General features: G+C 71.9%; 19 protein-coding genes and 1 tRNA gene. 10 read left to right on the top strand and 10 right to left on the bottom strand.

Features of this window, described 5'->3' with window-relative positions; all coding sequences use genetic code 11:
• Positions 1-2: 2 nt before the first annotated feature.
• Positions 3-1307, bottom strand: coding sequence for a helix-turn-helix domain-containing protein (locus ACTWM8_RS12810; protein WP_446213999.1), 1305 nt, complete (start codon positions 1305-1307; stop codon positions 3-5).
• Positions 1308-1532: 225 nt separating this feature from the next.
• On the opposite strand from ACTWM8_RS12810, the gene ACTWM8_RS12805 reads away from it, so the two are divergent.
• The 10 genes from ACTWM8_RS12805 to ACTWM8_RS12760 all read left to right on the top strand — a co-directional run bounded on the left by ACTWM8_RS12805 (position 1533) and on the right by ACTWM8_RS12760 (position 9351).
• Complete coding sequence (locus tag ACTWM8_RS12805; RefSeq protein WP_446213998.1) at positions 1533-2384, top strand: hypothetical protein; 852 nt, start codon at positions 1533-1535, stop codon at positions 2382-2384.
• A gap of 68 nt (positions 2385-2452) precedes the next feature.
• Positions 2453-2911: a single-stranded DNA-binding protein gene (locus ACTWM8_RS12800; RefSeq protein WP_446214539.1), complete on the top strand. Its 459-nt coding sequence runs from the start codon at positions 2453-2455 to the stop codon at positions 2909-2911.
• A 14-nt stretch (positions 2912-2925) separates the two neighbouring features.
• Positions 2926-3765: an FtsK/SpoIIIE domain-containing protein gene (locus tag ACTWM8_RS12795; protein ID WP_446213997.1), complete on the top strand. Its 840-nt coding sequence runs from the start codon at positions 2926-2928 to the stop codon at positions 3763-3765.
• Positions 3762-4091: a hypothetical protein gene (locus ACTWM8_RS12790; RefSeq protein ID WP_446213996.1), complete on the top strand. Its 330-nt coding sequence runs from the start codon at positions 3762-3764 to the stop codon at positions 4089-4091. The genes ACTWM8_RS12795 and ACTWM8_RS12790 overlap by 4 nt, the downstream gene beginning before the upstream one ends.
• 89 nt (positions 4092-4180) lie before the next feature.
• Positions 4181-4579: a DUF6197 family protein gene (locus ACTWM8_RS12785; protein WP_446213995.1), complete on the top strand. Its 399-nt coding sequence runs from the start codon at positions 4181-4183 to the stop codon at positions 4577-4579.
• Positions 4576-5256: a hypothetical protein gene (locus ACTWM8_RS12780; RefSeq protein WP_446213994.1), complete on the top strand. Its 681-nt coding sequence runs from the start codon at positions 4576-4578 to the stop codon at positions 5254-5256. Before ACTWM8_RS12785 ends, ACTWM8_RS12780 begins: the two co-directional genes overlap by 4 nt.
• Entirely contained in the window at positions 5253-6302 is a 1050-nt protein-coding gene (locus ACTWM8_RS12775) for a hypothetical protein (protein ID WP_446213993.1), read from the top strand. Before ACTWM8_RS12780 ends, ACTWM8_RS12775 begins: the two co-directional genes overlap by 4 nt.
• Positions 6299-7870: a replication initiator gene (locus ACTWM8_RS12770; RefSeq protein ID WP_446213992.1), complete on the top strand. Its 1572-nt coding sequence runs from the start codon at positions 6299-6301 to the stop codon at positions 7868-7870. The genes ACTWM8_RS12775 and ACTWM8_RS12770 overlap by 4 nt, the downstream gene beginning before the upstream one ends.
• 57 nt (positions 7871-7927) lie before the next feature.
• Positions 7928-8152, top strand: coding sequence for a helix-turn-helix transcriptional regulator (locus ACTWM8_RS12765; protein WP_446213991.1), 225 nt, complete (start codon positions 7928-7930; stop codon positions 8150-8152).
• A gap of 173 nt (positions 8153-8325) precedes the next feature.
• Positions 8326-9351: a tyrosine-type recombinase/integrase gene (locus ACTWM8_RS12760; protein WP_446214538.1), complete on the top strand. Its 1026-nt coding sequence runs from the start codon at positions 8326-8328 to the stop codon at positions 9349-9351.
• A gap of 26 nt (positions 9352-9377) precedes the next feature.
• Here ACTWM8_RS12760 and ACTWM8_RS12755 read toward each other — a convergent pair.
• The 9 genes from ACTWM8_RS12755 to ald form a co-directional block, all read right to left on the bottom strand.
• Positions 9378-9451: transfer RNA gene (locus ACTWM8_RS12755), tRNA-Pro, on the bottom strand.
• A 178-nt stretch (positions 9452-9629) separates the two neighbouring features.
• Positions 9630-11036, bottom strand: a complete 1407-nt coding sequence (der, locus tag ACTWM8_RS12750) for a ribosome biogenesis GTPase Der (RefSeq protein WP_446213990.1) — start codon at positions 11034-11036, stop codon at positions 9630-9632.
• A complete protein-coding gene (cmk, locus tag ACTWM8_RS12745) occupies positions 11033-11713 on the bottom strand; it encodes a (d)CMP kinase (RefSeq protein WP_446213989.1) in 681 nt (226 codons plus the stop codon). The genes der and cmk overlap by 4 nt, the downstream gene beginning before the upstream one ends.
• 188 nt (positions 11714-11901) lie before the next feature.
• Complete coding sequence (locus tag ACTWM8_RS12740) at positions 11902-12672, bottom strand: pseudouridine synthase (RefSeq protein WP_446213988.1); 771 nt, start codon at positions 12670-12672, stop codon at positions 11902-11904.
• The gene (gene scpB, locus ACTWM8_RS12735) at positions 12659-13447 is read right to left on the bottom strand and encodes an SMC-Scp complex subunit ScpB (protein ID WP_446214537.1); all 789 of its coding nucleotides are present in this window, start codon (positions 13445-13447) and stop codon (positions 12659-12661) included. Before scpB ends, ACTWM8_RS12740 begins: the two co-directional genes overlap by 14 nt.
• A gap of 347 nt (positions 13448-13794) precedes the next feature.
• The gene (locus tag ACTWM8_RS12730; protein WP_446213987.1) at positions 13795-14841 is read right to left on the bottom strand and encodes a segregation and condensation protein A; all 1047 of its coding nucleotides are present in this window, start codon (positions 14839-14841) and stop codon (positions 13795-13797) included.
• A 53-nt stretch (positions 14842-14894) separates the two neighbouring features.
• Positions 14895-15818 carry a ParA family protein gene (locus ACTWM8_RS12725; protein WP_154937924.1) on the bottom strand — a complete coding sequence of 308 codons (924 nt, stop codon included), beginning with the start codon at positions 15816-15818 and terminating at the stop codon, positions 14895-14897.
• A 191-nt stretch (positions 15819-16009) separates the two neighbouring features.
• Positions 16010-17002, bottom strand: coding sequence for a site-specific tyrosine recombinase XerD (locus tag ACTWM8_RS12720; RefSeq protein WP_446214536.1), 993 nt, complete (start codon positions 17000-17002; stop codon positions 16010-16012).
• Positions 16999-18114 (bottom strand): alanine dehydrogenase, encoded by a 1116-nt coding sequence (gene ald / locus ACTWM8_RS12715; protein ID WP_377612863.1) that lies wholly within the window; start codon positions 18112-18114, stop codon positions 16999-17001. Before ald ends, ACTWM8_RS12720 begins: the two co-directional genes overlap by 4 nt.
• Between the last annotated feature and the right edge of the window lie 469 nt (positions 18115-18583).

The raw sequence follows: 18583 nt of genomic DNA, 5'->3' as shown, positions 1-18583 counted from the left end.
AGCTACGCCCTGGCGCGTTCCAAGACTTCCCGGACTCTCGGCACGGCGGCGTGAACCCGTAGTCGTTGCAGCACCGGGTCGAGACGTTGGCGCGGTCGCACGGAGGCGACGCCTTCGGACAGGTCCAGCACCCGGCCGGCGACCCGGGCGGCCTCTTCTGGCTCCCCTGCAGTGGCGTAGGCGTCCGCCAGCCAGCACGAATACAGAGCCTTGTCTCGGGCGTGGGCGTCGTCGAAGCCTGCTAGTACGTCCTCCAGGAGGGGCACGGCGCGCAGCGGCCGGCCAAGCTCTGCCCAGCAGCGGCCAGTCATGATGGTCACCTCCTGGTCGTCAACCCAGGTCGACCAGTCGGGCTCCTCGGTCGCGTCGCGGCGCTGCAAGGCAGCGCGCGCCGTTTCCAGTGCCGCATCAGTGTCATGGGCGTTTCCAGCGACAGCGTGTGCCCAGGCTCGACGCTCGTGCAGCAGAGCGGCGACGGTGGCCGGGGCTCCGTCGCCAGCTGCGGCGCAGGAAGCCTCCGCGATCGTTACGGCTTCGCGGGGATCGCCGCCGACTGTCTGGTAGGCCAGGAACGCCAGAGCATTTCCGGCGATGTGAGGTGCATGCGCCTGATTCGCTATCCCGTGGCTTTCGCCGTACAGCCGCTTCGATAGGTCCAGGTTCCCCGCGTCGAATGCAGCCCATCCAGCTTGCTGTGCCTGCTCTGCCAGAATTGCAAGCAGTCGCTGTTGGACCGTCTCGGTGTAAGAGCCGTCCGCAACGAGTTTCTTAGTCATCTCGTATTCGGAGAGGTATAGGCGAACGGTGTCGCCTCCGCCCAGGACGTCATCAAGTCGACGGAGCCGCGCCGTCCGTCGCGCAAGAACCTTCGGCAACTCCTCGCCGAGGCGTCGACCGGAGGAGAGGTCAGCGACGTCAACGGCACCGAGCAGAGTGCCGGCACCGACGGCAGACACGCGCAGGAAATCACGTCGATTCACGACTTCACCTCGAATATCTTGGGCCACCGGTTGGCCGGGCTCCCAGGCTCGGGGAGCCAACCCCAGCATATGCCCCGGAATTCGCAGCGCATCTGCGATTAAGCTGATCTTTTCGTATGTTGCGATACTGCCCTGTCCACGGGCAAGCGCGCCGACCCTTTCGGGCTTTATCGAGCAGGCATCCGCAATACGCGAATAGCTGATTCCGGCCCATTTCCGGGCCAGCATGAAAACTGTTCCGAAGTCATGCCGCGCGAGTGCGGCGCGCATGTCCTCGCGCTCCAGGACATGGCGCGGAATAGCGGTCCCGCTGACTCGCTGCGACATGCACGCCTCCACCCCGTCGGTCGCTCCTCATCTACATCCGTCAGTGGGCCTACCCATCATGGGTACCCCCGCCGGAGGGTCGAAAGAGCACTTCCCAGCCTCGCACTCTTACACCCAGGGATCAACACAGCGCGATGCGTCACCACCTTGACCTGTACCGAGTGAGTCAGTACGGTCGAGTCGGTACTGAGTCGCACGCCTGTCCCATGACAGGGGAGGTTGGGCATGGCGAAGTCAGGAATGTTCGGTGAGCGCCCGGTGGGCGCGGTGACGCTGGTGGAGACGCCGGTGTCACGGTCGTACGCGCAAAAGGCACGGGTGGCGTTCCTCGTCGTGGCGGCGTCCGTCGCCCTGGTGGTGGCCGCCACGGCGTCAGTGATGCTGCCGCTGGTGCTCGCGGTGGTGGTCGGGCTGTTGTCCGGCGGGGTTTGCGGCCTGGTGGTCGCGTGCCTGGTCCGGGTGTGGCCGGCGCTGCGGGTGCTGTGGTGGTGGGCGGTCGAGATCGTCGCTGTTGTCACGGTGTTCGTGGGCATGGCGTACCTGTCTAGGGCGACCCATCCGGCGGTGCCGCTGGTGCTCCTGGCGGTGGTGCTGGGCGTGGTCTTCGGCGTCGGTCGGATCCGCCGCCGGGTGTCGGCGTGGGTGTGGTGCGTGGTGGTGCGGCACCGGCTGCGGCTCTGCTTCGCGGAGTTCATCCGGTCCGCGTCGCGGCTGCACCCGGGTCGGCTGCCGATGATCCTGTGGGCGCGGCCGACCCCCGCCGGGGAGCGGGTGTGGGTGTGGCTGCGGCCGGGCCTGGACCTGACGGACCTGGACGGCAAGGCGGACAAGCTCGCGGTGGCCTGCTGGGCGGGTGAGGCGCGGATGGTCCGCGCGTCGGCCCGGCATGCCGCGCTGGTGCGGGTGGACATCACCCGTCGTGACCCGCTGACCGGCCTGGTGGCGTCGCCGCTGTCGGCGCTGGTGACGTGGATGCGCGACGAGGACGCCCCGGTGTCGCCGGCCATGCCGCCGCTGGGCCTGGACCTTCTGGACGTGCCGGAGCCGGCACCGGAGCAGCGCAACCCGCGCCGCTGAAACCAAGACTCACACGCCCTGACCGGGGTGTGTGCGGTGACCGCCACAAGGACGGTTCACCTCGATCAATCTCGGAGGAGATCGCAATGGCAAACGACACGACCGTGACGGTGGTCGGCAACCTGACCGCCGACCCGGAACTGCGGTTCACCCCGGCCGGGGTGGCGCTGGTGAAGTTCACTGTGGCGTCCACGCCTCGGGTGTTCGACCGCAACTCGGGTGAGTACCGCGACGGTGACCCGCTGTTCCTTACCTGCACCGCGTGGCGGGACCTGGCCGAGCACATCGCCGAGTCCCTGGCCAAGGGCACCCGCGTGGTGGTGGCCGGGCGGCTGCGGCTGTCGCGGTGGGAGAACGAGGAGGGCGAGAAGCGCTCCGCGTACGGCCTGGACGTGGACGAGGTCGGCCCGTCGCTGCGGTTCGCCACCGCGACGGTGAAGAAGATGGCCCGCACCCGCAACGGGGACGGGTTCACTCCGGAAACGCCGGCGGACGACCCGTGGTCGACCGCCGCGCCGGCGGCCTGAGCGGAGGGTCGCTGATGTCGACGCTGACCGTTCCCGCCGTACCGGGTGGCATGCCCGCCGACCCGCCCGTGTCGATCTTCGACCCGGTGCACGTCGGGGTGGACGAGTTCGGCCACCCAGTGCGGGTCCCGCTGATCTACCGCAACCTGTTGATCGGTGGGGAGCCGGGCGGCGGCAAGTCGACGCTGTTGAACCTGATCGTGGCTCACGCGGCCCTGTCGCCCGACTGCCGGCTGTGCCTGCTCGACGGCAAGCAGGTCGAGCTGGGCCAGTGGAAGAGCTGCGCCGACGTGTTCGTCGGCCCGGACATCACGCATGCCCTGGCCACGCTGCGACGGATGCAGATCGTGATGGACAACCGGTACGCCTACCTGGAAGTCGCCGGCCGCCGGAAGACCCAACGCGATGACGTGTTCAGCCCGATCCTCGTCGCCATCGATGAGATCGCCTACTTCTCGGCCACCGTCGGGGACAAGAAGACCCGGGAGGACTTCGCGGGTCTCCTACGTGACCTGGTGGCCCGAGGCCGGGCGGTCGGCATCATCGTCGTCGCAGCGACGCAACGCCCCTCGTCGGACATCATCCCGACGAGTCTGCGGGACCTGTTCGCCTCGCGGTGCGCGTTTCGGTGCACCACCAACGTGTCCTCCGACATCGTGCTGGGGCACGGGTGGGCAGACCGCGGCTGGTCGGCCAACACGATCAGCCCGACCAACCCGGGTGTGGGCCTACTCATCGCCGAGGGCGGCACCCCGCAACTGATCAAAGCCGCGTACCTCGATGACGCGGCTTGCGCCCGCATCGCCACCCACGCCGCTCGCATGCGGGCTGACCGCAAGGAGCGTGCGGCATGAGTATCCGTATCCGACCCCAGCCGGCCACGTCGCCAACCTGGCCTGCCGCCGATGACCACCTGCCGCACCCGGACTGGTGCGCCCGAGGACACGCCTGCGGCTTGGGCGAGCACCGGGCACAGCCGGTCACGATCCGCGTTCCCGGGCGCGGCGTGGTGGTCCTGACCCGGGTGTTGCCCGCCGACGGCAGCCAACACGCCGAGATCCGCACCCGCATCAGCCTCGCACCCGGCGACGCAGGAGCCCGGACGCACCTGATGCGGATCGTCACCGAGTTCGACGCGGCCCTGCGGCGGATGGTCCGCCCTCAGCGCCGAACGCCATAAGAACGGGCCGGCAGCAACGGGATTCGCCCTGAGAAAGCACCCCGAAGCCGCCGACCCGCCCCATCAACAGCCCGGAAGGAGCTGCCGCCATGCACGCTACCCAAAACACGGTCGCCGAGCAGGTGACCACCCCGGCCCGCACGCTGCGGGACGCCGCCCTGTACCTGTCCCGCTACGGCTGGATCCAGGGCGCCTACTACGACCAGGCCGCCACCTGCTTCACCCCGGCGGCCTGCACGGTCGGTGCGATCGGCATGGTCTGCTACGGCGGCCCCGTCGACGCCCCGGCGCAGATGTTCGACGCCCCGGAGTTCGTTGACTTCGAGGCGGCGGTGACCCTTCTCGACACCTACCTGCGCGAGATCTACCCGTGCGACATGGGCGTGTACAGCTTCAACGACACGCCGGGCCGTACCCGTGACGAGGTCATCGCCGCGCTGAACGCGGCGGCCGATGGCTGGGACCGCACCAACGGCGGTGCGGCATGAGCAAGAACACCGTCAAGCCCGGCTTGACGCGCACCCGCACCAAGCGCGCCAAGCGGTCGGTGGAAACCACCGAGTTCGACGCGTTCGTGCGGCGCATCCTGCGGGCGTACGCCCGTCGGGTGGCGGCCGGCGACATCGAGGCACTGCGGTCGCTCGCGGTGCTGTCCACCGAGGTGGACGCCATGACCCGGCTCGCTGTCACCGGTCTGCGGCAGCCTCCCTACCGCTACTCGTGGGGAGAGATCGCCGACCGGCTGGGCGTGTCCCGGCAGGCGGTGCAGATGCGCTACGGCGACCGCGCCGACCGCGTCGCCCTGGACGAGCGGCTCATTCGCGCCGGACTGGGTGTCACGGTGGCGACCCTCGCCCAGGTATTCGCCGAACACCACTCTGGTAGTCCGGCCGCTTCGGTGTGCCCGGGCTGCGGCTTCCGCTACCCCGACGGGGTGACGGACTGCCCGACCAACGCCACGGTTCGCCCGCTGCTGTACCGGCGGCGCGGCGAGGACAAGCAGGCGCTGTCCGTGCTGACGCCTGACCAGTTCGCCGACCTGCACAACCTCAAGACCGCCCGGACGAACCGGACGGCGACCCGCAGGGCGGCCCAACCCACGCCGCTGTCCTCCGGTGAGGAACCGACCCTGTTCGGCCTCGCTGACGGGAGGGCTACGGCATGACCACCAACCCGACCAACCTTCGACCGGCGGCCGGTGAGCCCCGGTTGGCGTCGATCGCCTCGTGGGCGGTGCTGGCCGCGTCGTTCGGCCTGTCCGCCTCCACCTGGATCGCGCTGGCCACGCTCGCCGGCTTCACCGCTCACATCACGGTCCCTGGCACCTCGGTCAGCCTCGCCCTGGCCTGGCTGATGCCCATCGCGGTCGACGGCTACGTGGTCGTCGCCCTGGTGCTGTGGATGGCTCCCGTGCCCGCACGGGTCGCCGCGTTCGCCAAGAAGAACACCTACGGTGCGGCCGGCATCGGCATCGCCGCCCAGTCGGCTTACCACCTGCTCCAGACCAACGCCAACACCGATGAGACCTGGCGCGTGGCCATGGCCGCGATCGTCGGCGCACTACCGCCGGCCGTCGCCGGCCTGGCCGTGCACATGCGCGCCCTGATCCGCCGGGAAAGCGGCCGAACCCTGACCGCCGCCACCGGCGCCGTCGCGGCACCCGCCGAGACGCCGACCCCAACCGTGACCGTTCCCGCCGTCCCGGCACCGACGCCGGTCCGGCCCGAGCTGCCCATCGTCCCCGCTGTCGAACCCGCCGAACCGGCACCGACGCCGGCCCGGCCTGAGGTCCCGACCCCGGCTCAAGTCGCCACCCGGATCACCGCACCGCGACCGGCCCCCACCCCGGAGCCGTCGACGCCCGCACCCGATGCGACTGCCCGCCCCGCCCGTCCCCGACCGCGCAAGCCCGACACCACCCCGGCACCGACGTTGGCACCGTCCACCACAGACACTCCTGTCACCGCGTCTGACGCTGCCCAACTGCCGCTGCCGATCGTGGCTCCGGACCTGCTCGCCCGAGCGACCCGCGTCGCGAAGCAGTACCGCACCGAGCACGGCACGCCGATCACCCCGGGCCAACTGGCCGTCCGCCTCAAGGTGACCTCGGATGAGGCCACGCAAGCCCTCGCGGTCCTGGACCTCGACCCCAACACCAACACCCGACCCGTCCGATCCGCCAACGGACGCCCCGTGAAGGCGACCCGTTGACCGTCTCGACGCTGACCGTCGTACCCGAAGCCTCCGCTTCGGGTACGGCCCCGTGCGCCGAGCCGACCCCAACACCGGCCTGGTACGCCACCTCCACCGACATCCGACTCCAGGCCGCAGCCCGGCTCACCCAACCCGACCTCGCCGAATGGCTTCGCCACGTCCGTCCGGCCGCCGGCTGCACCCGCCCGATACGCCTGGTCGGCACCATGGCCACCGTCGAGGCCGCCACCGGCCGCCTCCTGGCGGAGCGGTCGACGGCCGACATGCCCGACGGCGTCATCTACAAGCCGTGCGGCAACCGCCGTGCCGCCGTCTGCCCGACCTGCTCCAAGCTCTACCAGCGCGACGCCTATCAAGTCGTCCGCGCCGGCCTGGTCGGCGGCAAGGGCGTCCCGGAGCAGGTCGCCCACCACCCGGCGGTCTTCCCGACCTTCACCGCCCCGTCCTTCGGCGAGGTGCACACCCGCTACGTCAAGCGGCACACCTGCACCCGCCGCGCCTCCTGCGACTGCCGGCCCGAGCCCTGCCACGCCCGGCGGGAGCAGACCGTCTGCCCGCACGGTGTGCGGCTGGTCTGCTTCGCCCGCCACGAGGACACCGACGCCCGGTTGGGCACGCCGCTGTGCCTGGACTGCTACGACCACGACGCGCAAGCCGTCTGGAACCTCTCCGCCGGGGAGCTGTGGCGGCGCACCACCATCGCCATCAACCGCTACATGCACCGCCTGGCCACCGCACGCGGCATCCCCGACATCCCCGTGACCTCGCCGCGTACCGGCAAGACCCGGTGGGTGTCCCCGGTGCGGCTGTCGTTCGGCAAGACCGCCGAGATGCAACGGCGCGGCGTCGTGCACTTCCACGCCATCATCCGCCTCGACGGCCGCGACCCCGACGACCCGGACGCCATCGTGCCCGCCCCGCCGCAGCTCGACGCGGCCGACCTGGTGGCTGCCGTCGACCACGCCGCCGCCACCGTCGCCTTCACGACCGCCGACCACCCGGCTCACCCCGGCGGGTGGCCGATCGCCTGGGGCACTCAGGTGTTGACCAAGGTGATCACGGTGGCCGGGCGGGGCGAGGTGACCGACGCGCAGGTGGCCGCGTACCTGGCCAAGTACGCCACCAAGTCGACCGAGGTGACCGGCCACGCCTCCAACCGGCTGACCGGCGACACGATCGACATCTACGCCGACCCGACCGGCAGCCACACCGAACGCCTGGTCGACGCGTGCTGGATGCTCGGCACACCGCGCGACTGGCGGCGGCTGCGCCGCTGGGCGCACATGCTCGGCTTCGGCGGCCACTTCCTCACCAAGTCGCGCCGCTACTCGGTCACCTTCGCCCTGCTGCGCAACCAACGCATCGTGTTCCGCCGCGCGCAGAGCAGCGGGCCGCAGGAAGCCGCGGCCGGCACCGAGCCGACGACGCTCGTGGTCAACTTCCTGCAATTCGTGGGCGCCGGCTGGCACACCACCGCTGACGCGCTGCTCGCCAACGCGTCCGCCGCGATGGCCCGAGAGCACCAGGACGCCGCCCGCGAGTACCTACAGACCCTCGTCGCCTGACGCGCGATCCAGCGTCAAGCCCACCTTGACAGTAGGACCGACAACATTGGGGATCCGATGAGCATTGATGTACCGGCAGCGCCGGGCGCGCTGCTGACCACTGAGGAGCTTGCCCGCCTCGTGAAGGTCGACCCGTCCACCGTCCGGCGGTGGCGCACCGCCAATCCCGTCCAGGGGCCGGCGTTCATCCGGCTGTCCGCTCGGGTCGTCAAGTACGACCCGGAGGATGTGCGGGCGTGGTTGGAGCGGCACCGCACCGACCCGCAGGACTCGGCTCGGTGACTACTCCCCTGCTCCCGATCGGCGTCGCCGTCTCCACGGACGTCGAGCACCGTCCCGGCCGGCCGAACCCGTACCGTGCGCGGGTCCGGTGGGTCGATCCGGCGTCGGGCCGACGCCGCTCCAAGTCGCAGGCGTTCGCGGATGCCGAGCAGGCGCAAGCTTGGCTCGTCACCATGCAGCGCGCGGCGCGGGGCGGCGTCGACCCCGACGCGGCGTCGATGCGGCTGGCGCAGTACGGCGAGAGCGTGATGCGCCTGGCGTTGCGCGGCCTGGAGGGCAAGACGCTCGACCCGTACCTGGCGGGGTGGCGCAAGCGAGTCGTGCCGACGCTCGGCCACCTGCCGGTCCGAATGATCACGAACGGTGCGGTGGATCGGGCCGCGCACGGCTGGATCGCCGAGGGCTGCGGGCGCTCGACGGTGAAGAACAGCCTCGCCGTGTTGGTCCGGGTCTTGGAGCAGGCGGTGCGTGACGGTCTGATCGACCGCAACCCGGCGCGGCTGACCGGCTGGCAGCGGGAGTATCAGCGGGCCGAGGACGAGTTGGACAACCCGCGTTCCCTAGCGCTGCCGGACTGGACCGCGCTGACCACCCTGGCGGCGGCGTTGGTGAAGCGCTCGCACGGTCGCTACTCGGGTTGGGGTGAGGTGGTGATGTTTGCGGCCGGCACGGCGGCCCGCATCGGCGAGGTGTCCGGCGTGCGCGCGGGTGACGTGGACCGGGAAACCTGGTTGTGGACGGTGCGCCGGCAGACCACCACCGGCCCCGGCGGCCTGGTCGACAAAGGCACCAAGGGCAAGCGGGCGCGGCAGGTGCCCATCATCGAGGAGCTGCGGCCGATGGTGGCCGCGAAGCTCGACCGGGCGGCCGACGCTGACGCACGGCTCTTCGTCGGCCCACGCGGCGGGCGGATCAGCACGGCGGTGCTGCGCGACGCAACGCACTGGGATGAGGTGGTCAGCTCGCTGGGCTTCGAGTACCTGCGGCGGCACGACCTGCGCCACACCGGGCTGACCTGGATGGCGGATGCCGGCGTGCCGGTGCACGTCCTACGGAAGATCGCCGGCCACGGTTCGCTGATGACGACTCAGCGGTATCTGCATCCGGATCGGCAGTCGATCCGGGCCGCCGGTGAGGCGCTGTCCTCGCATCTCACCGGCCTGAGGTCCCCAAATGGTCCCCAGCGGGGCATCGCATGATCGCGAGAAATGCCCTTCTACCTGCGTCGGGACGGCCGGATTCGAACCGACGACCCCTTGACCCCCAGTCAAGTGCGCTACCAAGCTGCGCCACGTCCCGATGCCCCCGCGCGGTCTCCCCCGCGGCAGCCGCTACAGCTTAGCGCAGGATCTTCGCACCACGCGCACAGGCCCCTCCCGCGTCGCGGCGTCCCACGCCACTCCCCCTAGAGCGTCCTAGGAAAGAGAACGCCGGGTGGAGCAACGAGGCTCCACCCGGCGATCGGGACGGTACGGGGTCAGCCGTGCGCCTTGCCGCGGCCGCCGGGGCCGAGCTTCTTGCGCGGGCGTACCGAGATCTCCACCGGGCTGCCCTCGAAGCCGAACTCCTCGCGCAGCTTGCGCTCGACGAAGCGCTGGTAGCCGGCGTCCAGCGGCGCGGTGGTGAAGAGCACGAAGCGCGGCGGCGCGACCCCCGCCTGGGTGGCGAAGAGGATCTTCGGCGCCCGACCACCGCGCACCGGGTGCGGGGTGGCCTGGACCAGCGCGGTCAGCCACTGGTTGAGCTGCGCGGTCGGCACCCGGGTCTCCCAGCTCGCCAGCGCCTTGCGCAGCGCCGGCGCGAGCTTGTCCACCGCGCGGCCGGTCTGGGCGGACAGGTTCAGCCGGATCGCCCAGGGGATGCGGCGCAGCTCCCGGTCGATCTCCTTGTCCAGGTAGTACCGGCGGTCGGCGTCGACCAGGTCCCACTTGTTGAAGGCGATGACCAGGGCCCGCCCGGCCTCGGTGACCATGGACAGGATCCGCTGGTCCTGCTCGCTGATCGGCTCGCTGGAGTCGAGCAGCACCACCGCGACCTCGGCCGCCTCGATGGCCGAGGCGGTCCGCAGGCTGGCGTAGTACTCGGTGCCGCTGGCCTTGCCGACCCGCTTGCGCAGGCCCGCGGTGTCCACCAGCTGCCAGACGTCGCCGCCGATCTCCACCAGGCTGTCGACCGGGTCGACGGTGGTGCCGGCGACCGCGTCGACCACCGCTCGCTCCTCGCCGGAGAACCGGTTGAGCAGGCTGGACTTGCCGACGTTGGGACGGCCGACGAGTGCCACGCGGCGCGGGCCGCGCGGCCGGTTCTCGATGATCTTCGGCGCTTCGGGCAGGGCGTCCATGATGGCGTCGAGCAGCTCGCCGGAACCCCGACCGTGCAGCGCGGAGACCGGGTACGGCTCACCGAGGCCGAGCGACCAGAGTGAGGTCGCCTCCATCTCGATGGCGGTGTTGTCGGTCTTGTTCGCCACCAGGATGACCGGCTTCGCGCTGCGCCGCAGCATCTTCACCGCGGCCTCGTCCACATCGGTCGAGCCGACCATCGCGTCGACCACGAAGAGCACCACGTCGGCGGTGGCCACGGCCGTCTCGGCCTGCGCGGCGATCGCCGCGGCCCGGTCCTTGGCGTCCGGCTCCCAGCCGCCGGTGTCCACCACGGTGAACGCCCGGCCGGTCCACTGTGCGTCGTAGGGCACCCGGTCCCGGGTGACCCCGGGAACGTCCTCGACGACCGCCTGGCGGCGGCCGATGATCCGGTTGACCAGCGTCGACTTGCCCACGTTGGGGCGGCCGACCACGGCCACCACCGGCTGCGGGCCGGACGGCTCCTCGACGTCGAGGTCCGGCTCGCGCAGCTCCACCCAGCCGCCGTTGTCCTCGCTCATGCCACCCCCCTTTCGGTGAGGAGGTCGCGCAGCCGGGCGACGACCTCGTCGACGCCCAGCTCGGTGGTGTCCAGCACCACAGCGTCCGGGGTCTGCTGCAGGGGGTTGACCTTGCGGGTCGAGTCGAGCTTGTCCCGGCGGGCCAGGTCGGCGGCGGTCGCCGCGACGTCGACCGCGTCCTCGGCGCTGCGCCGCTGGGCGCGGGCCGCCTCGGAGGCGGTCAGGTAGACCTTCAGGTCGGCGTCGGGGGCCACCACCGAGCCGATGTCGCGGCCCTCGACCACGATCCGGCCGGCGTTGGTGATCATCTGACGCTGCCGGGCGACGAGCAGTTCCCGCACCGCCGGCACGGCGGCCACGGCGGAGACCGCAGCGGTCACCTCGGGGCCACGAATTTCCTTGTCGACGTTCACGCCGTCGGCGGTGACGCCGTACCCCTGGGGGTCGGTGCCGATGCGCAGGTCGACCTCGCCGGCGACCTTGGCCACCGACTCGACGTCGGTCAGGTCGACCCCGGAGCGCAGCACGGCCCAGGTGATCGCCCGGTACATGGCCCCCGTGTCGAGGTAGCGGGCACCGAGGCCGGCGGCGAGCCGCCGCGAGACGGTGGACTTACCCGAACCGGACGGCCCGTCCACAGCGACCACGCAGCGCCCGGCCCGTACGTTTTCCTCCACCGTTGTCCTCCTATAGCCCGTACCTCGCGGGTCGCCGGTGTCTCCGGCGCCGTTGAGCGGTTGTCCATCGTCAATCATGCCCGCGCCTCGCGGGTGGCCGCACGCGCCACCGGCGGGGGCGACCCGCGCCACCCGCCGGCCCACCGGCCGCGACGAAGCCTACCGGCACCGATACCCGGTTCGCCGGGTCAGTCACCCACGGCCTTGAACAGGGCGGCGACCTCGGCGTTGGTCAACCGCCGGATCCGCCCGGTACGCAGGTCCCCCAGTCGGATCGGCCCGATCGCGGTACGTACCAGCCGGGACACCGGGTGCCCCACCTCGGCCAGCAACCGCCGCACGATGTGCTTGCGCCCCTCGTGCAGGGAGAGCTCCACCTGGGCGCTCTTGCCCAGGGTGTCCACCACCTTGAACGAGTCGACCTTGACCGGCCCGTCCTCCAGCTCCACCCCGGCCATCAGCCGCTTGCCCAGGTTGCGCGGGATCGGCCCGGCCACCTCGGCGAGGTAGGTCTTGAGCACCTCGTACGACGGGTGCATGAGCTTGTGGGCGAGGGTGCCGTCGTTGGTGAGCAGCAGCAGGCCCTCGCTGTCGGCGTCGAGCCGCCCGACGTGGTAGACCCGCTGCTCCACCCGGTTACCGATGAAGTCGGCGAGCTCGTTGCGTCCCTTCTCGTCCGCCATGGTGGTAACCACCCCGCGCGGCTTGTTCATCGCCACGTAGACCAGGCGGTTGTTTGCCTGGAGGCGCTCGCCGTCGACGTGGATCACGGCGGTGGCGGGGTCGACCTTGTCGCCGAGCTGGGCGACCCGGCCGTTCACGGTCACCCGGCGCCGGAAGATCAGGTCCTCGCAGGCGCGTCGGGAGCCCACGCCGGCGGCGGCGAGCACCTTCTGCAGGCGCTCGGTCCCCTCGTACACGGGGGCGTCGGTCTTCGGGGCACGGTCATCGCGTCGCATCGGCAAGCTCTTCTACGTCGTCGGGGAGGAACGGGGCGAGCGGGGGGAGGTCGTCCACCGAGTTCAGCCCCAGCTTCTCCAGGAACATCGTGGTGGTCCGGTAAAGGAACGCCCCGCTGTCCGGTTCGGTGCCGCACTCCTCGACCAGCCCGCGGGAGACCAGCGTACGGATGACCCCGTCGCAGTTCACACCCCGGATGGCCGAGATCCGCGAACGGGTGACCGGCTGCTTGTAGGCGATCACCGCGAGCGTCTCCAGCGCGGCCTGGGTCAGCCGTACCGACTGCCCGTCCAGTACGAACCGTTCCACGTAGGTCGCGTATTCCGGCCGGGTGTAGAGACGCCAGCCACCGGCCGCCCGGCGCAGCTCGAAACCGTGCCCCGCGGCGGTGTAGCCGGCGGCGATCTCATCCAGCATCGGGCCGACCCGCTCGGCGGGCTGCTCCAGCACCTGGGCCAGGATCAACTCGCTGACCGGCTCGTCCACCACCAGCAGGATGGCCTCCAGCGCGCCGCGCAGCTCCGCGTCGTCCAACACCGGCGCCGGCTCCGGCGCGGGCGTCGCCCGCCGCCGGGGCGCCGGCTGTTTCCCGGGTACGCGGGCAGCCGCACCCTCCCCCGCCGGCTCGTCGGTGCCACCGGTCGGCGCGGGGTCGGCCGCCCCGCCCTCGGCGTTGGCCGGTGCCACGGCGTCAGACGCTGCGGCGCTGACGTCGGCCGACTCGGCGTCCTCCGGCGTGGCGGATGCGTCGGTCGGTGCCGGGGCGTCGGACACCGCCGCGCTGACGTCGGCCGACTCGGCGTCCTCCGGCCCGGCGGGTGCGTCGGTCGGCGCGGAGTCGGCCGTCGGAGCGGTCTCCTCGGCCGGGCGCGACTGTCCCGTCGGCTCCGCACCGGACGTCGCGGCGTTCTTCTCGCCGTGGGGTTCGGGCAGGTCGGGCTCCGCCGGCGACTCGATCCCACCATGGTCGGCGGCGGCGGTCGGCGCGGCGGGCTCGTCGGACGGCTCGGACGGCTCGAATGGCTCGGCCGGCTGGACGGCGGGGGGCGGGGTGGGGCGCTCCCAGGGTGGGACCCAGGCCGCCGCCTGGTCGGCCAGGGAGTCCCGGCGCTCCTCGTTGCTCATCCCGCTCGCTCCTCCGTCGTAGCCGTCCCGTTTCCGTCCGCCGCCCCACCCGGTTCGCCCGAGGCCCCAGCGATCTCGCCCGACTCGGCCGGGGCCTCAGCGGCCTCAGCCGGCTCGCCCGGGACCTCAGCGGTCTCGACCGGCTCGTCCGGGGAGCCGGCGTACTCGTCGATGTGCAGTTCGGTGCCGCCGTCGGCGGGGCCGGTCCAGCGCACCGTCAGCTCCTCCAGGGCCTGGTCCTGCACGAAGGAGACCAGCCCCTCCCGGTACAGCTCCAGCAGCGCCAGGAAGCGGGCCACCACCTCCAGGGTGATCTCACAGTCCGCGCAGAGCAGCGAGAAGGTGGCGGTGCCGGCGCGGCGCAGCCGCTCGGTGAGGATCGCCGCGTGCTCCCGGACGCTGACCCGCACCATGTGCACGTGCGCGATGGAGACCTCGGGGGTCGGCTTGGGGGTCATCGCCCGGATCGCGAGCTTGAGCAGCCGCTCCGGTCCGATGCCGAGGACCAGGTCGGGCAGCGCCTCGGCGTACCGGGGCTCCAGGGTGACCGCCCGGGGATAGCGCCGGCCGCCCACCGCCTCCAGCTCGGCGATGTGCGCCGCCGCCTCCTTGTACGCCTTGTACTGCAACAGCCGGGCGAAGAGCAGGTCCCGCGCCTCCAGCAGGGCCAGGTCCTCCTCGTCCTCGACCTCGGCGGCGGGCAGCAGCCGGGCCGCCTTCAGGTCGAGCAGGGTGGCCGCGATGAGCAGGAACTCGCTCGCCTCGTCCAGGTCCCACTGGTCGCCCATCGCCCGGATGTACGCGATGAACTCGTCGGTGACCTTGTGCAGGGCCACCTCGGTGACGTCGAGCTTGTGCTTGCCGATCAGTTGCAGCAGCAGGTCGAACGGGCCGGTGAAGTTCGCCAGCCGGACGGTGAAGCCGGCGCTCTCGGCGGCCTGCGGCACGCCGGCCGGGTCCGTGGCCACCTCGGCGGCGGCCTCGGCGGCCAGCACGGGGGGCTGCTCCGGGGTCGTCGGCGGGTCCAGGGGTGGCGCGGTCACCGGACGACCGTAGTCCACGCCCCGGGTGCACCGGCGGCAAGGTGCACCCCGACCTACCGGTCAGCCTGGGCGGCGATCACCTCACGGGCCAGCTGCCGGTAGTTGCGCGCTCCGGAGGAGGCCGGGTCGAGGGTGGTGATCGGCGCACCCGCCACCGTGGACTCCGGGAACTTCACCGTCTTGGTGATGACGGTCTGGTAGACCTTGTCGCCGAACGCCTCGACCACCCGCTGGAGCACCTGCCGGCAGTGGGTGGTGCGGCTGTCGTACATGGTGGCGAGGATGCCTTCGAGCTCCAGGTCGAAGTTGAGCCGCTCGCGCACCTTGTCGATGGTGTCGAGCAGCAGCGCCACCCCGCGCAGGCTGAAGAACTCGCACTCCAGCGGGATGAGCACGCCGTGCGCCACGGTGAGCGCGTTGATCGCCAGCAGGCCCAGCGAGGGCTGGCAGTCGATCAGGATGTAGTCGTACTCCTTGCGGACGGTCCGCAGCACCCGGGCCAGGGCCATCTCCCGGGCGACCTCGTTGACCAGCTGGATCTCGGCGGCGGAGAGGTCGATGTTGGCGGGCAGCAGGTGCAGCCCGGCGACGTCGGTCTTGATCAGGACGTCCTCGGCGGTCACGTCGTCCTGCATGAGCAGGTTGTAGACCGACAGGTCGAGGTTGTGCGGGTTGACCCCGAGGCCGACCGAGAGCGCGCCCTGCGGGTCGAAGTCGACCAGCAGCACCTTGCGGCCGTACTCGGCCAGCGCGGCGCCCAGGTTGATGGTCGTCGTGGTCTTCCCGACGCCGCCCTTCTGGTTGGCCATCGCGATGATCCGCGCCGGCCCGTGCCGGTCGGTCGGCATCGGCTCGGGGATCGGCTTGCGCATCGTGTAGGCGGCCGGGTCCGCCGGACCCAGGTCCGCGCCGAGCGACGCCTGCTGCTCGCGGAGCTCCGACGTCCAGGCGTCGGCACGATCACCGTTGCCAGCCATGTCCTCGTTGCCCCCTCCCGACGACCACCCGGCGTCGGAGCCGTCCGACGTCCTGCGCGGCGCCGCTGCGCACCCCGGATGTCGCCCCAGGAGGTCCGCGCCGATGCCGACTGTACGCCACTCACCAGCAGCGCGTTCGGTACCGGTCCGGCGTGTCGGACGTCCCGCCCGACCGACCCGTGGCGCCCGGGTCAGCCGCGGGCGCGGGGATGCGCGGTGGCGTACACCTCGCGCAGCCGCTCCACGGTGACCAACGTGTACACCTGGGTGGTGGTCACCGAGGCGTGGCCGAGCAGTTCCTGCACCACCCGCACGTCGGCGCCCCCGTCGAGCAGGTGGGTGGCGTACGAGTGGCGCAGGGTGTGCGGGGACACCGCGTTGGGCCCGTCCACCGGCAGCCCGGCCCGCTCGGCGGCGCGGCGCAGGATCGTCCAGGCGCCCTGTCGGGTCAGCGCGCCGCCGCGGGCGTTGACGAAGACCGCCGGGGTTCCGCGGCCGGCCGCGACCAGCGCGGGCCGGGCCCGCACCAGCCAGGCGCGCAGCGCTTCGACGGCGTACCCGCCGATCGGGACCAGCCGGGTGCGCCCGCCCTTGCCGCGCAGCAGCGCGGTGCCCTCGTCGACGTCGAGGTCGTCCACGGCCGCGCCGACCGCCTCGGAGATCCGCGCCCCGGTGCCGTAGAGGAATTCCAGCAGCGCCCGGTCACGCAGCGCGAGAGCCGCACCGTCGCCGGCGGCGGTCACCGCGCCGGCGGTCTCCAGCAGCCGGACCACGTCGTCGACCGGCAGCGCCCGGGGGAGCCGGCGGGGCGGGGTGGGCGGCCGGACGTCCCGGCTGGGGTCGGCGCCGGCCAGCCCCTCCCGCAGCGCGAAGCGGTGCAGCCCGCGTACGGCGGAGGCCGCCCGGGCCGCGGAGGAGACCGCCAGCGGGGGGTGGCCGTCGTCCCCGGCCCGCAATCGGGCCAGGTGCGCCTCGACCTGCCCCGGGCCGACGGCGGCCAGGTCGGTCACGCCGGCGGCCGCCAGGGTGTCGAGATACCGCTCCAGGTCCCGGCGGTACGAGGCGAGCGTGTTCGCTGACAGGCCACGCTCGACGGTCAGGTGGTCGAGGTAGCCGCGGACGGCACGGCGCAGGGCCGGCGCGGGCGTGACGCCCGCGCCGGCGGTGTCCGGTGCAGCGGTCAGGCCAGCACCTCGGCCAGCGGCAGGGTCGGCATGCCGTGCGCGTCGGCGACCGGGCCGTAGACGACCTGGCCGTCGTGGGTGTTCAGGCCCAGCGCCAGGGCCGGGTCGCGGCGCAGCGCCTCGCGCCAGCCCTGGTTGGCCAGCTCCAGCGCGTACGGCAGGGTGACGTTGGTCAGCGCGTAGGTGCTGGTGTTCGGCACCGCGCCGGGCATGTTCGCCACGCAGTAGAAGATCGACTCGTGCACCTTGTAGACCGGGTCGGCGTGCGTGGTGGGACGCGAGTCCTCGAAGCAGCCGCCCTGGTCGATGGCGATGTCGACGAGCACGCTGCCCGGCTTCATCCGGGAGACCAGCTCGTTGGAGATCAGCTTCGGGGCCTTTGCGCCCGGAACGAGGACCGCGCCGATGACCAGGTCCGCGTCGAGCACGGCCCGCTCGATCTCGTACGCGTTGGAGGCGACGGTCTGCAGGTGGCCACGGTAGATGGCGTCGGCCTGGCGCAGCCGGGCGACGTTCTTGTCCAGCAGCAGCACCTCGGACTGCAGGCCCAGGGCGATCGCCGCGGCGTTCAGGCCGGAGACACCGGCGCCGATGACCACGGTCTTGGCCGCGTACACGCCGGAGACGCCACCGGGGAGCACGCCCCGGCCACCGCCGGTGCGCATCATGTAGAAGGCGCCCACCTGCGGGGCGAGTCGGCCGGCAACCTCGGACATCGGGGCGAGCAGCGGCAGCGACCGGTCGGGCAGCTCGACGGTCTCGTACGCGATACCGGTGACCTTCCGGTCGACCAGGGCGTCGGTGCACTCCTTGGAGGCGGCCAGGTGCAGGTAGGTGAAGAGCACCTGCCCCTCGCGCATGCGGTGGTACTCCTCCGCGACCGGCTCCTTGACCTTGAGCACCAGCTCCGCGGTGTCCCACACCTCGTCGGCGGTGCCCAGGATCTTGGCGCCGGCCGCGGCGAACTCGTCGTCGCTGATGGTCGACCCGACACCGGCGCCGGACTCGACGAAGACCTCGTGACCGTGGCGGGTGAACTCGTTGACGCCCGCCGGCGTGATCGCCACGCGGTACTCGTGGTTCTTGACCTCGCGTGGGATTCCGACCTTCACGATGCAGACACCTCTCTTCGGGGCAGCTCACCCCCGACTGCTCGGCCCCGCGCCGGCCCCATTGCCGGCGCGGTCGACCGGTCCCGCCGGCGGCAGTCTAGGCGCGGGAGCACCCTCCGGGGCCCAGCACAGTGACATCCGGTGCCCGATCCGCCTGACGATGTGTCAGGCGTGCGGGCCCGCTCCCCCGCTCGGCGTTCGCCCTCATCGTCGCACCGCGCGACGGGTACCGCCGGGCGGAACCCGCAGGCGACACGCCGGGTGTCCACGCCGCCGCGCTCGGTGCCCGCCGGTTCCCGTCCCGGCGCCCGGCGCACCGGTCACCCCCGAGGCGGACGCCGACGGTCCGAGGGGCCGACCAAGGGCCACCACCGCCCCGCTTTGCGGCGTGTCGCGGTGTCCCGGCGGGCGGATGCCGCGACATGCCGCAGAGCGCGACGCAGGCACCCGGTGCGGCAGGCACCCGGCG

The organism is Micromonospora sp. IBSANI012 (assembly GCF_052814045.1).
This window is presented reverse-complemented; position numbering and strand designations above follow the sequence as displayed.

What these genes read in the sequence shown, in the direction of transcription:
- ACTWM8_RS12810 (WP_446213999.1), bottom strand. Translation starts at nt 1,307, where the DNA reads ATGTCGCAGCGAGTCAGCGGGACCGCTATTCCGCGCCATGTCCTGGAG.
- ACTWM8_RS12805 (WP_446213998.1), top strand. Translation starts at nt 1,533, where the DNA reads ATGGCGAAGTCAGGAATGTTCGGTGAGCGCCCGGTGGGCGCGGTGACG.
- ACTWM8_RS12795 (WP_446213997.1), top strand. Translation starts at nt 2,926, where the DNA reads ATGTCGACGCTGACCGTTCCCGCCGTACCGGGTGGCATGCCCGCCGAC.
- ACTWM8_RS12790 (WP_446213996.1), top strand. Translation starts at nt 3,762, where the DNA reads ATGAGTATCCGTATCCGACCCCAGCCGGCCACGTCGCCAACCTGGCCT.
- ACTWM8_RS12785 (WP_446213995.1), top strand. Translation starts at nt 4,181, where the DNA reads ATGCACGCTACCCAAAACACGGTCGCCGAGCAGGTGACCACCCCGGCC.
- ACTWM8_RS12780 (WP_446213994.1), top strand. Translation starts at nt 4,576, where the DNA reads ATGAGCAAGAACACCGTCAAGCCCGGCTTGACGCGCACCCGCACCAAG.
- ACTWM8_RS12775 (WP_446213993.1), top strand. Translation starts at nt 5,253, where the DNA reads ATGACCACCAACCCGACCAACCTTCGACCGGCGGCCGGTGAGCCCCGG.
- ACTWM8_RS12765 (WP_446213991.1), top strand. Translation starts at nt 7,928, where the DNA reads ATGAGCATTGATGTACCGGCAGCGCCGGGCGCGCTGCTGACCACTGAG.
- ACTWM8_RS12760 (WP_446214538.1), top strand. Translation starts at nt 8,326, where the DNA reads ATGCAGCGCGCGGCGCGGGGCGGCGTCGACCCCGACGCGGCGTCGATG.
- der (WP_446213990.1), bottom strand. Translation starts at nt 11,036, where the DNA reads ATGAGCGAGGACAACGGCGGCTGGGTGGAGCTGCGCGAGCCGGACCTC.
- ACTWM8_RS12740 (WP_446213988.1), bottom strand. Translation starts at nt 12,672, where the DNA reads ATGCGACGCGATGACCGTGCCCCGAAGACCGACGCCCCCGTGTACGAG.
- ACTWM8_RS12725 (WP_154937924.1), bottom strand. Translation starts at nt 15,818, where the DNA reads ATGGCTGGCAACGGTGATCGTGCCGACGCCTGGACGTCGGAGCTCCGC.